General features: G+C 44.1%; 7 protein-coding genes. All 7 read left to right on the top strand.

The genetic code is table 11. The features are described from left to right. Positions 1–8: 8 nt before the first annotated feature. Complete coding sequence (locus AC07M6_RS05315) at positions 9–578, top strand: K(+)-transporting ATPase subunit C (protein ID WP_494887886.1); 570 nt, start codon at positions 9–11, stop codon at positions 576–578. Between the two features lie 100 nt (positions 579–678). After that, positions 679–1,809: a sensor protein KdpD gene (locus tag AC07M6_RS05310; RefSeq protein ID WP_494887885.1), complete on the top strand. Its 1,131-nt coding sequence runs from the start codon at positions 679–681 to the stop codon at positions 1,807–1,809. Beyond that, complete coding sequence (locus tag AC07M6_RS05305; RefSeq protein ID WP_494887884.1) at positions 1,806–3,563, top strand: HAMP domain-containing sensor histidine kinase; 1,758 nt, start codon at positions 1,806–1,808, stop codon at positions 3,561–3,563. The genes AC07M6_RS05310 and AC07M6_RS05305 overlap by 4 nt, the downstream gene beginning before the upstream one ends. Positions 3,564–3,924: 361 nt before the next feature. After that, positions 3,925–8,058, top strand: coding sequence for a hybrid sensor histidine kinase/response regulator transcription factor (locus AC07M6_RS05300; protein WP_494887883.1), 4,134 nt, complete (start codon positions 3,925–3,927; stop codon positions 8,056–8,058). 276 nt (positions 8,059–8,334) lie between these two features. Further along, positions 8,335–11,517: a SusC/RagA family TonB-linked outer membrane protein gene (locus AC07M6_RS05295; protein ID WP_494887882.1), complete on the top strand. Its 3,183-nt coding sequence runs from the start codon at positions 8,335–8,337 to the stop codon at positions 11,515–11,517. A 13-nt stretch (positions 11,518–11,530) separates the two neighbouring features. After that, positions 11,531–13,231, top strand: a complete 1,701-nt coding sequence (locus AC07M6_RS05290; RefSeq protein ID WP_494887881.1) for a RagB/SusD family nutrient uptake outer membrane protein — start codon at positions 11,531–11,533, stop codon at positions 13,229–13,231. Between the two features lie 69 nt (positions 13,232–13,300). Beyond that, positions 13,301–14,779 (top strand): RICIN domain-containing protein, encoded by a 1,479-nt coding sequence (locus tag AC07M6_RS05285; protein ID WP_494887880.1) that lies wholly within the window; start codon positions 13,301–13,303, stop codon positions 14,777–14,779. Positions 14,780–14,803: the final 24 nt, after the last annotated feature.

Genomic DNA, 14,803 nt, shown 5'->3' with positions numbered 1-14,803 from the left:
CGAAGATTATGAAAACTTACTTATTACCATCCATAAAATTAACTTTAATTTTATTAGTGATCGTATCGGGCTTATACCCGCTGGCTATAGCGGGCATTGGGAAATTTACACCGGGACATGGTGATGGACAGGCCGTTAGTTACAAAGGCCGGGTAGTTGGTTACGCTAACATTGGGCAAAAATTTACAAAAGATAAATACTTTTGGTCGCGCCCGTCAGCCGTTGATTATAACGCTGCCGGTTCGGCAGGTTCAAACAAAGGGCCGTCAAACCCTGATTACTTAAACAAAGATGTTAAGGGCCGTATAGATACCTTTTTAAAGCACAATCCGGATATTAAAAAGGAACAGATCCCGGCCGAACTGGTTACCGCTTCGGGCAGCGGCCTGGACCCCGATCTTTCGCCTGCAGGTGCACAGGTGCAGGTTGCACGTATTGCCCGTGCCCGTGGAATTGCCGCGGCTCAGGTCAGCCAGATAATTGCAGCCCATACCGAAAAAGCCTTATGGGGGATATTCGGTCCTGCTAAAGTTAATGTGCTTAAATTAAATATAGCGCTGGATGAATTAAATAAATGAAGATAGCGTGTGCTTGTAAAGCTAATTTGTTGATTGATCAATTACCTGTAGTTCATACAAAAGGGGATGTTTTTACATCCTCTTTTATAGCTTTTAAGTTATGTCCGAAAAAAAAACAGAACAACCGGTTGAACACTTCCTTGAACTGATCAAGCGCTCAAGGCGCGGCCGGTTTAAAATATATATCGGGATGAGCGCGGGCGTAGGCAAAACTTACCGGATGCTGCAGGAGGCCCATGCTTTATTGCGCAATGGCATTAATGTACAAATAGGCTACATAGAAACACATAACCGTGCAGAAACGCACGCGCTTTTAGCAGGCTTGCCCGTAATCCCCCGCCGCAAAATATTTTATAAAGGTAAGGAGCTGGAAGAAATGGACCTGAAAAGTATTTTGAACCGGCACCCCGAAGTTGTCATTGTAGATGAACTGGCGCATAGCAATATTGAAGGCAGTAAAAACAACAAGCGCTGGCAGGATGTACTGGACATACTGGAATCGGGTATTAATGTAATATCGGCTGTAAACATACAGCACCTGGAGAGCCTGAACGAAGAAATACAAAACATTACCGGCGTTAGCATTACCGAGCGGATACCCGATAAAGTATTGGAAATGGCCGATGAGATTGTAAATATTGACCTGACTGCCGACGAACTGATAGACCGGTTAAAAGAAGGCAAGATTTACAATAAGGCTAAAATAGCAACGGCTTTACAAAACTTTTTTCGCAGTGAAAAGATCTTGCAGTTAAGAGAGATAGCACTTAAGGAAGTAGCACACCATTTAGAGCGTAAAATTGATATTGAAATACCCAAACAAATTAAGGTAAGGCCCGAAAGGTTTCTGGCGTGTATCTCATCAAATGCAGAAACTTCGAAAACAGTGATCAGAAAAACAGCAAGGCTGGCTTCCTATTTCCGCGCACCCTGGATTGTGCTATATGTGCAAAGCAGCAGTGAAAGTATGGACCGGATTAAACTGGATAAACAAAGGCATTTGATAAACAACTTTAAACTGGCGACCGAATTGGGTGGCGAAGTTTTAAAAGTAAAAAGCGACCAGGTTACTCAAACCATTATGAACGTGGCCGAAGAAAGGGAAATAACCACCATTTGTATTGGCAAGCCACACTTAAACCTGTTCCAGGTAATTTTGAGAACCGCTGTATTTAATGGACTGCTTAAAAAAATAGCAGCTACAGAAATTGATTTAGTTATATTATCATGAAAGTAAAAAATAAACTCCGTTTAGGATTCGGCTTTTTGTTTGTTGTTGTCCTGTTTTTTGGATTGATATCGCTGTTTTATATCAACGAAATATCAAATAGCGCCAAAGTAATTTTGAAGGATAATTATGAAACGCTGAACTTTACAAAAGAGATGCGTACTGTTCTGGACGAACATAACCTCCCGCTGGACCGTGAGGCCGCCAAGTATTTTAATACACAATTAGTTAAGGAAGAACATAATATAACCGAACCGGGTGAATTGGAAGCGGTAAAGAGCCTGAGAGAGGCTTTTATCCAGATCCAAAGCCCTACAGCTACTCCGGCCCTGCTGAAGCAATCGGAAAGGGAAACCCGGAAATACCTGCGTATGATAGATATGCTTAACATGCACGCTATTGTTGTTAAAAACGATAAGGCCCACACTTCGGTAAAAAATGCCAGCCTGTTTCTGGGCCTGGCAGGCACTTTTACCTTCCTGATATTGTTTAGCTTCAGCATAAACTTCCCCGGTATTATATCTAACCCTCTAAATTCTTTGTTGGATGGTATCAGAGAGATTGCCAAAAAGAACTATAACCAACGCATTCAATTTGATAAGAATAATGAGTTTGCCGAAGTAGCAAACGCGTTTAATGATATGGCCTCGCGGTTGAATGAATGGGAGAACAGTAACCTGTCAAAAATAATGTCGGAGAAACTGCGTATCGAAACGATTATTGAACAAATGCACGATGCCATCATAGGGATCAATGAAAAGCAGGAAATCCTGTTTATAAACACCGCGGCAAAAAATATTCTCGGGTTAAAAGAAGAGCAACAACAGGGTCAATCAATAGCCAGTGTTATTAAAGATAACGACCTTTTCAAATCAATCATAGCGAACGAAAAAACCGACAGGCACTTTAAAATATTTGCCGACGGAAAGGATTCGCATTTTCAATTGGAAACAAGCGAGATTTCTGTACCCAACCTATCAACCGATCAGGAAGAAACCATAGTTAAAGCGCAAAAATCGGCAGGTAAAGTTTACATCCTGCGAAATATTACAGAGTTTAAAGAACGAGATGAAGCCAAAAGCAATTTTATTGCAACCATATCACATGAGCTTAAAACGCCAATATCTGCAATTAAGATGAGCGCGAAGCTGTTAGCTGACGACCGGGTAGGCGCATTAAATACCGAACAGGGGCAATTGGTTAAACATATTAGCGGCGATGCCGAGCGTTTATTAAAGATAACTTATGAATTGCTTGATCTTTCGCAAGTTGAAACAGGCAATATACAGTTGAATTTTGTACCGGCGCGGCCCGAACAAATTATTGATTATGCCATTAAAGCGGTGAAATTTGAAGCGGACCAAAAAGGGCTCATTATAGAACAAGCTATTGCTCCCGATTTGCCTCAACTTAATGTTGATGTAGAAAAAACGGCCTGGGTTATGATCAATTTTTTATCAAACGCCATACGTTATAGCCATGCCCGGTCAAAAATTTTGGTTAACGTAAGTTTAAAAACAAGTAGCGTTGAGTTCTCGGTACAGGACTTTGGTAAGGGAATTGATGCGCAGTACAAGGAGCGGTTGTTTGATCGTTATTTTCAGGTACCAACAGATGGACAAAACAAATCGGGCTCGGGCCTGGGCCTGGCTATTTCAAAAGAATTTATTGTAGCCCAGGGTGGTGATATTAGCGTAGAAAGTGAAGTTGGTGTAGGTAGCCGGTTTTATTTTGATTTACCGGTGCTGGCAACTTAAGATGGAAAATAGCTGTAGCGTGAAAAAGGAAGTTACAGCCAGCATCGCCGCTTCAAAAAAATGCAGGGGCCGTGTCCATTATATTAGTTTACTAAATCTTAAATATTAAGTGTTTTTCCGACAATTAAATACTTATCTTGCTTATTAGTTATAAATCATAAAAACCTGCAAAACAAGTGGCGTACGCAGTTTTTGCTCTCTGCATTTACTGTTTTGCGTTTCTAAATTATGCACTTTTAGGCTGTTGGGCTTAAGATATATTTTAACAAATTTGGGCATGTTGGGATTTTTGAGGTGTGAACACCGGAAATACTTTGCAGTAAGGTTTTGTTTTATTGGGGCCTTACAGATTTTGTGTTTTTTGGCGTATGCACAGTCGCCCATAAAAAATAAAGTATTAAAATATTCATTAAAGGACGGATTATCGTTTGGTATAGTAAATAGCATTACTCAGGACGCTAACGGTTTTATGTGGTTTGCCACCAGTGATGGCCTTAACCGTTTCGACGGTACTTCATTTAAGATCTTTAAATTAAAACAGCGTGATTCTTTAGGCCTTTCAAGTAACTATGTTGGAAAAGTTTATGCCGGCAACGCTGGTATTATTTGGGTAGGATCCAGAGACGGGTTAAGCAGGCTTGATACCCGTACAGAGAATTTTACGCACTATAAAGTTAATACCGGCCGCTTAGCTAAAGAGGATGTAAATATAATTGCGCCCGGCCATGGCGGCAATTTTTGGGTATCAACTTATGGGATAGGCTTTTCTTATTTCGATACCAAAAAATCCAGTTTTATAAACTACAGGCAGAGCAATCTCCCCGGGTTAAGCGACGACCGGATTATTTCATTATTAGAAGATTCGCAGGGTTTATTGTGGATCGGCACGCAGGATGCCGGGATTAACGTGTTTACACAAAAAGATGGGGCAATCAGTACTAAGCTGCATCTTGGCCAGGGCCTGCCCGTATCACGCATCAACGATATTTTTGAAGATCATTTTCATAATATCTGGATAGCTGCAAGTAACGGACTGATCTATTATAACCGTAGTTCCGGTAAATTTTATCAATTGCGCAATATGCAGCCCGGCATAAAAAGCAAAACGTATATTTCTCTTAATGAAGGCAGCGATAAAAAATTATTGATCGGGCTGCAGGATGGCGGCTTGTTTAAACTGGAACTGGGCGCTTCGGCTAATTATGATGTCAACTCCTTTTTCCTTGAACCGGTTACCGGCGACGATGGCTTTAACATTACACAACGCTCGGTGCAAACGCTTTACATTGACAGGGATAAAAACACCTGGTTGGGTACCTACGGAGACGGTATTTATATGGTAAGCAACAAAACAGAAAAGTTTACCCGTATACAACGTAAACATGTTGATGCCGGTGGCGAAAGCCAGGTAAGGTTTTATGGTATGTGCCGTGATAACGATGGCCTGCTTTGGTTTGGCACTGATGGCGATGGTTTGCTGAAAGCCAGAGCCGACGGTACTTTAATAAAGCAATACAAAGCCGATGGCCGTCCCGGCAGCTTAACCGACAATGCCATTTTGAGCGCATATACCGACAGTTATAATAACACCTGGTTTGGCACCTATGCCAAAGGGTTATTTTTATATAACCGGGCGTCTGATACGTTTACCAATTTCAGCCATAATCCTTTTGTTGCTAAAAGCCTGGGCGGTAATGATGTGCGGGTTATTTATGAAGATAAGCGTAAACACCTTTGGATAGGTACAAATGGCGGCGGGTTAAGTCTGTTTGACCCGGTTACCCGGTTATTCACCAATTATAACCCGGCTAATAGTAATATCAGTTCATACGATGTGCGCGCCATTGCCGAAGATGAAAAAGGAAATTTATGGATAGGCGCGTATGGTGGCGGGCTCGATTATTTCGATACGCAAAAAAACAGGTTCGGTAAGTTTTTAAAAGCGGCCGATGAAAAAAAATATCTGCCGGGCGCGGTGATATTTTCACTTTATCATGACGGGCATAACCGGCTTTGGATAGGTACAGAAGGCGACGGATTACTGGTTTACGATCTTAAAAACAAAACGGTTAAGGTTTTTGACGAAAAAAATGGTTTGGCCAACAATACTGTTTACGCTATTAAAGACGCCAATAACGGAACAATTTGGTTAAGCACCAATAAAGGCCTATCAAGTATAGAGCCATTCAACGGCAAAGTGGCTAACTATGATCAGTCTGACGGATTGCAAGCCGGGCAGTTTAACGTAGGTTCGGTAATGTACGATGCCCCGCATAAGGTAATGTATTTTGGCGGAGTAGAGGGCTTAAACGCTTTTGATCCCGGACAGGTATATAAAAGCAATTATGTGCCGGGCGTATTGATAACCGGCCTGCAGATATTTGGAAAGCAAATAGAGGTTGACGGCAGCAACAAAAGCGGTGCTGTATTGCCCAACGCGCTAAATGAAACAAAACAATTGGTTTTACAGCCAGATCAATCCGTATTTTCTATCCAGTACACCGCGTTAAATTATGCCTATCCGCAAAAGGGAAGTTTTGCTTATAAAATGGAAGGGCTTGATAAATCGTGGAATTATGTGGGCAATCAGCGTTCGGCCACGTACCGCTACCTTAATCCGGGGACGTACGTTTTTAAAGTAAAGGCCTCTAACCAGGATGGTGTTTGGTTTAACAATTATGCCACATTGCAGGTACGGATACTGCCGCCATGGTACCAAACCTGGTGGGCCTACCTTTGCTATCTGGCCATTGCCGGTTTTATGATCAATTATTACAGGTTGTACAGGATCAATCAATCAAAGCTGAAATACGAAATAAAGGTAGCCCAGCTATCGGCCGAAAATGAAAAAGAACTTAATGAGCGCAAGCTTTCATTTTTTACCAATATTTCGCATGAGTTCCGTACCCCTTTAACATTAATTATTAACCCGGTAAAGGATATGTTGTTTGGCAAAAGCGACGAGGCCAATGAGCCCGGAAACCTCCAGATTATTTACCGCAACGCCCGCCGCCTGTTAAGCCTGGTAGATCAGTTATTGCTGTTCAGAAAAGCCGAAAGCGATACCGATAAGCTGAAAATAGTAAGGCTAAACATTGTTTTACTATGCCACGAGGTGTTTTTATGCTTTAATCACCAGGCGCGCACTAAACATATACAGTTTGATTTTTTGAGCGAAAAAGAGGATATCGAAATATTTGCCGATAGGGAAAAGATAGAGATAGCTCTGTTTAACCTGATCTCAAACGCCTTAAAATTTACTCCGGAGCATGGCATGGTAACGTGTACCATAACTGATTTTGATGATAAAGTTACCATAGCGATAAAAGATACTGGTTGCGGCATAGCCGAAGGCACAGGCGATCAACTGTTCAGCAAGTTTTACCAGTTGCAAAGTCCGGCCCCCCTGGCGGCCGGCTTTGGTATTGGCCTTTATCTGGTAAAAGTGTTTATTGAAAGCCATAAGGGCGCGATAGGCTATACCAGCAGGCAGGGCGAGGGCACAGTTTTCAATATTTCATTGTTAAAAGGGAAGGAGCATTTTGAGCAGCAGTTGGTTTTTGAAGATATGCCCGAACCCTCGATATTTTTAGACGAGTTGATGGAGAGCAATAATGAAATGCTTGCTGCAGCTGAAGCCGACAGTGAAATAACACCCAAAAGCCCCGAAGCTTTAAGTTCGGATACCAAAACCATGTTGCTTATTGACGATAACCAACAAATCCGTACCTATCTTAAACAAATATTTGCCAGCCATTTTGAAGTTTTTGAGGCCGATAACGGCACTGACGGGCTTAATCTGGTTCATCAGTTGGTGCCCGATATTGTAATAAGCGATGTGATGATGCAGGGCCTAAGCGGTATTGAACTTTGCAGCCGTATTAAGGAAGACCCCGCCCTTAACCATATCCCGGTTATCCTGCTTACTGCCAGTTCATCACCCGAAATAAAATTGAAAGGGATAGAGGGCGGGGCCGATGATTATATCAGTAAACCGTTTGAAAAAGAGATATTGATAGCCCGGGTTAACGGGATCCTGAAAAGCCGGAATAACCTGCAAAAGTATTTTTATAACGAGATAACGCTTAACAAATCAACTGATCTGAAAATATCGCAGGAGTATAAGGAGTTTCTTGAAAAATGTCTTCAAATAGTTGAGCAGCATTTAACAGATCCCGATTTCAGTATTAAAACCCTCGCGGCCGAAATAGGTATGGGCCACTCCAACCTGTATAAGCGCATCAAATCAATTTCGGGCCAGTCGGCTAATAGTTTTATCCGTTTTATACGGCTGCGCAAAGCTGCCGAAATATTACTCACTACCGATAGCACTGTTTACGAAACAGCCTACAAGGTGGGGCTAAACGACCTTAAATATTTCCGGGAACAGTTTCACCAATTGTTTGGTGTCAATCCGTCCGATTATAAAAAGAAATACCGTAAATCGTTTCACAATAATTACAATGTTAGCCGCGAGGTAATTAAAGAAAACTGATATTATTATTTTATCCCGCTATGTAAAAAGCCATATTTATAGGGCTTTTTCTTGAATACCCCCTGACTTAATCAGAGTTTACCCCTCACTTATCCTTGCATTTAAGCCGCAATTTAGCCTCACCAATAACCACGGTGTAAACCAACTTTTTCTTATCAGCATATATACTAAGCAAGGCAAAACACTGGGCAACCCGGTTTTAGCGGCCTGCCTTGTTGTAAAAATGTCTTAAGCGGAGTAAGGTTTAAACCGGCTAAAAACCAAATTTAAAACCATATGAAACTAAAGTTACACGTAAAGGATTCCCCCCACCGGAAAAGGTTACCCCGCTTTTCCCTTCTGATTACCGGCATAGCCATTGCCTGTTTTATCACCTGCCAGATGCCTTCGGCTGCATTGGCAAATGCTTATAAAAAGCTCAGCGTGCGGAGCGTAAAAATAAGCGGTAAAGTTACCGGCGAAAAAGGTGAAACATTACCCGGCGTAAGTGTAGTCTTAAAAGGAACTTCAACCGGCACCGTTACCGATGTTAATGGTAAGTTTAGCCTCGATGTGCCTGATGGATCATCGGGTACATTAGTATTCAGCTTTATCGGCTACCTAACGCAGGAAGTTGCCTTAAAAGGACAGGCCACAGTCGACGTACAATTACAGTCCGATGCAAAATCATTAAATGAGGTTGTAGTAGTAGGCTACGGTACGCAAAAAAAGGCTACCCTTACCGGCTCCATATCGCAGGTTAAAGGCGCCGAGCTGGTTAAAAGCCCTCAGCCCAACCTTTCAAACGCGCTTGCAGGCCGGTTTTCGGGCATAATCGTTAACAACCGCGGCGGCGAGCCGGGTTACGACGGTTCAAACATTACCGTACGCGGTTTGGCTACAACAGGCAGCAACAATGTGCTTATTGTAGTTGACGGCGTGCCCGGGCAAATAGGCGGTTTGGAAAGGCTTGATCCAAATGATATCGAAAGCCTATCGGTTTTAAAAGACGCTTCGGCAGCTATTTATGGTAACAGGGCGGCTAACGGCGTTATTTTGGTTACTACAAAAAGAGGTAAAACCGGTAAGCCAACCATTAATTACAGCTTTAACCAGGGCTTTAGTTCGCCAACCCGCCTGCCTAAAATGGCCAATGCGGCAACGTACGCCCAAATCATGAACGAGATCAATTATGACTCTAATCCGGCCGGCGGTTTAAACCAGGCCTATACTGCCGCGCAGATTCAGAAATTTAGTGACGGATCAGACCCGCTTAACTATCCAAATACCGACTGGGAAGCACAAACGCTTAAAAAATCGGCGCAACAGAACCAGCATAGCCTTTCTGTTGGCGGCGGTAGCGAGGATGTGAAGTACTTTATATCGTTAGGTACCCTTTACCAGGATGGATTATATAAGAACGGCGCTACCAAGTATCATCAGTACAACTTCCGCTCAAATATCGATGCAAACGTAACCAAGCGCTTAAAAGTAGGTTTATCGCTTTCCGGCCGCGAAGAAGACAGGCTATTTCCGCAGGTTGGCGCAGGTGGTATATTCCGCTCAATTTATCGTGCTAAACCTATAGTAGCGGCTTATTATCCTAACGGCCTGCCTACAACGGGTATCGAAAACAACAACCCTGCTGTACAGGTAACCGATATTGGCGGCACAAATAATAACCCTACCCAGGTTTTTAACGGCATTTTAAAAGGCAGCTATGCTATCCCAGGCATCAGTGGTTTATCACTTGATGGGTTCTTTTCGGTTGATAAATCGGGCGCTTTCGATAAAAGCTTTAACAAGCCTTACATTTTGTACAGCTATGACCCAACCTCTCAAAATTATAACAAGGTTGTAGTTGGCGGTAATAACAGCGCCCCTATGCTGTTCGAGTCGCAAAACAACCAGGCGCTTATTACCTCAAACATTAAACTGAACTTTGCCAGGAGATACGGTGCGCATGATATTAACGCGTTTGTTGGTTATGAGCAAAGCAAAAATCACCTCGAGTATTTTGATGCTACACGCTACAACTATCTGTCATCGCAATTGCCCGAGCTATCCCAGGGTGGTAGCGCGGCAACCGATTACCTTAACTCGGGTTATAGCTCAAACTATAACCGTCGCAGCGTAATCAGTCGTTTAGCTTATACTTATAAAGAAAAATACCTGTTTGAAGGCCAGTTACGTGCCGATGGCAGCTCGATATTCCCTAATGGAAAGCAATGGGGTTATTTCCCCTCGGCTTCCATAGGCTGGAGGGTTTCGGAAGAAGACTGGTTTAAAAACAGCACACGGTTTTTTAACGATTTAAAATTAAGGGCGTCATACGGCTCGCTGGGTAACGATAACGTTAACGGATTTCAATACTTTGATAACTACGTTTTGGTTAACAATGGCTTTGTGGCCAGCGTTCCGGGCAGTGGCTCAAACACTATTCAGCCAAACGTTAATCTTGCAAAGCTGGCCAATCCTAATATTACATGGGAGGTTGCTAAAAAGCTGGATGTTGGTATAAACGCGGTATTTCTTCATGATTTTACTTTAGAGGCCATCTATTTCCAACAAAAAAGATCTGATATCCTGGCCGCCAGAAATGCTTCGCTGCCCGGCTCGTCGGGTATTGTAAACCCTTATGGTTCCGACCCGTTGGTACCATCAGAAAATATCGGGAAAGTGAACAGCGAAGGCTTTGAAGCCACATTAGGCTACAGCCACAACAGCAGCAAATTTAGCTGGGGAGTTAGCGGCAATATAACCTATGCTAAAAGTAAGATCATCTTTATTGACGAAGCCAGCGGCACTTTAGACTATCAGCGCCAAACCGGCAGGCCGTTAAATACCTCACTGCTTTACAATGCCATCGGTATCTTCCGTACCCAGCAGGATCTTGATAGTTATCCGCACGTAACCGGTGCTAAAGTGGGGGATTTAAAATACCAGGATTATAATGGTGATAATAAAATTACTGCCGATGATCAAACACGTACCAAATACGGCAATATCCCGCAAATTACCTATGGCTTTACGTTTAACGCGGCTTACCACAGTTTTGACCTTTCCCTTTTATTTGCAGGCCAGGCACAGGTTAGTCAGTATGTTTTGCCAGAATCTGGCAGTGTAGGCAATTTCTACAGCAGCTGGGCCGATAACCGGTTTAGCCCTTCTAATACAAGCGGCACTTACCCAAGGGTAACCGACCGTGCATCTAATGCCATTAGCGGGGGGCTGTATAATAACACCTTCTGGCTTAACGATGCCTCGTTCTTCAGGTTAAAGAATGTGCAGGTAGGCTATAACTTCAACGGGGCGTTCCTTTCAAAAATTAAAATAGGGGGCTTAAGGGTTTATGCCAGCGCATTTAACCTGTTCACCGTAACCAAAGTGAAGGATTATGACCCTGAAGGTACCAGCGGCAGCGGCCAGTTTTACCCGCAGCAACGAATTTTAAACTTAGGTATTAACGTGAAATTTTAATCAGCAGACGACAATGAAACTACAATATAAAACCCCGCTATATTTAATAATGTGCGGTATGCTGGGAATTACAGCATGTAAAAAAAATATTTTAGATGTGACGCCTACCGATAGGATAGCCACATCGGCCATCGAATCGGATACGGCGGTATATGAAGCCTATGTAACCAACCGCTACATTGGCGCTAAGTTGCAGGATAAAGAGGGCGACGGAACAAACCCCGGCTTTGGGCGCGGCTTTGAGTATAGCATGTGGAGTTCGCTAACAGACGAATCCATCTATAACAATGACGATGCTACCTGGCTTGTACAAAGAGGCTTGCTGGCCCCCGAAAATTTAGGTGGCGCGGGCGTACTTTGGGGCCGCAGTTACCGGAGCATAAGAGAGTGCAACTATGCTTTAAGTATTTTGCCAAATCTGCCGTTAAGCGCAGGGCACAAAACCCGTATCGAAGGCGAGTTGAAATTTATCAGGGCATTCCGCTATCAGGACCTGATCCGTAATTATGGCGGGGTTGTTTTAATGGGCGATAAAGTGGTTAGCCTTAGCGACAACTTGCAGGATCCATCGCTGTTTAAAAGAGCAAGTATTAAGGAAAGTATTGATTATGCGGTTGCGCAGCTTGACGATGCTGCCTCAAAACTTCCCTTAAATAACGACGGCTCCTGGATGCTGGGTCGTGCAACTAAAGGCGCGGCGCTTGCTTTAAAATCAAGGCTGTTGCTTTATGCGGCAAGCCCTTTATATAACGCGGGTACCTGGGCCGCCGCCACTACTGCGGCACAGGCGGTTATCAGCCTTAACAAATATGGGATTTATACCGGCGGCTATAACAACCTGTTTTTGATAAACGAAACAAACGAAACCATTTTTGCACGTTTATACACTAAAAACGCTAATCATACCCACCTCGAAATAGCCAATGGGCCAAATGGCTATGGCGGCTGGGCCGGTAACACACCGTTGCAAAACCTGGTTGATGATTATGAAATGGATAACGGTAAGTTTATCACCGACCCAACATCGGGCTATGATCCTACTAAACCTTACGAGCACCGCGACCCAAGGTTTGCTGCAACTGTACTTTATAATGGAGCTACTTACAGGGGCCAAACAGTTGAAACCTTTACCCCCGGCGGCAAAGACAGTAAAGACGGGCCCGATAACTGGAATACGACCAAAACCGGTTATTACCTGAAAAAGTTTATGAATGATGCCTATCCGCTTCAAAATCCATGGGGTAATGCCGGTTTTCAGCCATGGATCTATTTCCGCTATGCCGAGATCCTGTTAAACTTTGCCGAAGCGGCGAACGAAGCTTACGGTCCGGATATCATCCCAACCGGGTCAACCTTATCAGCACGCACGGCAATCAATCTTATCCGTGCCCGCCCAAGTGTTAATATGCCGGCATTGGCCGCAGGGCTTTCTCAATCGCAAATGCGCGATGCAGTAAGGTACGAGCGCCGGGTTGAACTGGCATTTGAAGAACACCGCTTTTACGATGTGCGTCGCTGGAAAATTGCCGACGTTACCGAGAATAAACCTGCGGCTGGCGTAATTATTACCAAAAACGCCAATGGCAGCTATAGTTATACATCAAAAGTAGCGCTTGATGGGCGTGCTTTTGCAGCCAAACATTATTGGTTGCCTATACCCCGGGCAGAGATCCAGGCATCGGGTGGCCAACTGCAGCAAAACGCGGGATACTAATTTATCATTAAAAAAGGGGAAGGATATTCGTTCCTTCCCCTTTTTTTAACCTACAGCCTATCGAATTATATGAAGAACTCCTGCACTTTACTATTAGCGTTATGTTTTTTGATCTCCGGCTGTAAAAAAAGCACGGTTACCGCAGAACAAACGCCCGAACCTGTAGTGGTTAAGCCCGATCCAGGCCCGATTGTCCCGGCCGCCGGAGGCACGCTAAAGGGGGTTAACTGGGCAGCCGACGGCGATAATTTCAGCGATGGGATACTTGTGCTGAGCGGTCTCACTTCGTCAGATAGTTATGCTACTGTATCGGCCAAGGCCGATGCGGTGCTTTCGGGCATCCAAACCAATACCGGGGCCAATACGGTGAGATTGCCGGTTAATTATTCAACCGTATCGCAAGCCTGGTGGAACTCCTATACAGGGATTATTGATAAAGCGCTGAGCAGGGACATGAATGTTATACTGGGATATTGGGAAGCCAATTCATCTAAAGATGGAAAAGTTGATAACGCAACCGAGTTTTGGTCGATGTGGCAAACTATCGTTACCAAATATAGCGGCAACGGGCATGTTTATTTCGAGATATTTAACGAGCCGCATGGCTATTCGTTAGCCGATTGGACCGCCATTTGCGCCCAATGGCTAAGCAGGTACCCATCAATTCCACAAGGGCGCATCCTTATCAGCGGGACCTCTTACTCGCAGGATATTACCGGGGTGGGTGCTGATAGCCGTTTTTCGGGCTGCCTTTTATCCATACACGACTATACCTTTTTTAGCAACGGTACAAATACATCTGCTTTGCAATGGGAAAACCGCTTTAAAGGGAATATCGGCCCTTATAGCAACCGTGCAGTACTGACCGAGTTTGGTATACCTATGACTGCCGGTAAGAATTATACAGCGGCCATTAACGGCGATCAGGAAATTGCCTATTTACAGGGGTTAACCAACCAGGTGCGCGCGTTTGGCATGGGCGCTGTTTACTGGCCGGGTATCCGCACGGGCGATAGTTACGCCATTCAGCAATTGAACGGAACGGGTACAAACCTTACCGTATCAACCACAAACGCATCGGGTTTAAGCCGTATTAAATATGGCTGGGGTGTAGGCGATGGCGGTACCAATACATTTTATACAGGCGCTTATTACCGCTTTGTAAACGTTAACAGCGGGCAGGCGCTTGATGTTAACGGCGGTTCAACTGTCAACGGCGCGGGTATTATACAGTGGCCGCAAAATGGCGGCACCAACCAGCAATGGATCCTAACCAGTAACGGCGGCGATTATTACAAAATAACCAACCGTAACAGCGGGCTGGCGCTTGATGTTAACGGCGGTTTAACAGCTAACGGCACAGGCATTGTACAATGGCCGTGGAGCGGGGCCAATAGCCAGCAGTGGCAGCTTACCACAACCAGCGATGGCATTTACAAGGCTATTAACCGTAACAGCGGTTTGGCGCTCGATGTAAATGGCGTGGGGATAATACAGAGGCCATGGACTGGTGGTAATAACCAGCAATGGCAGCTTGTCCAACAATAATTTTACATCAAACGGTGCTGTAAA

It is taken from the genome of Mucilaginibacter sp. GW821-FHT07H05, assembly GCF_059418485.1.
The sequence above is the reverse complement of the archived record's forward strand: the minus strand, read 5'-3'. Positions and strand labels throughout refer to the sequence as shown.

Coding starts and splice junctions, on each gene's coding strand:
- AC07M6_RS05315 (WP_494887886.1), top strand. CDS start 9: ATGAAAACTTACTTATTACCATCCATAAAATTAACTTTAATTTTATTA.
- AC07M6_RS05310 (WP_494887885.1), top strand. CDS start 679: ATGTCCGAAAAAAAAACAGAACAACCGGTTGAACACTTCCTTGAACTG.
- AC07M6_RS05305 (WP_494887884.1), top strand. CDS start 1,806: ATGAAAGTAAAAAATAAACTCCGTTTAGGATTCGGCTTTTTGTTTGTT.
- AC07M6_RS05290 (WP_494887881.1), top strand. CDS start 11,531: ATGAAACTACAATATAAAACCCCGCTATATTTAATAATGTGCGGTATG.
- AC07M6_RS05295 (WP_494887882.1), top strand. CDS start 8,335: ATGAAACTAAAGTTACACGTAAAGGATTCCCCCCACCGGAAAAGGTTA.
- AC07M6_RS05285 (WP_494887880.1), top strand. CDS start 13,301: ATGAAGAACTCCTGCACTTTACTATTAGCGTTATGTTTTTTGATCTCC.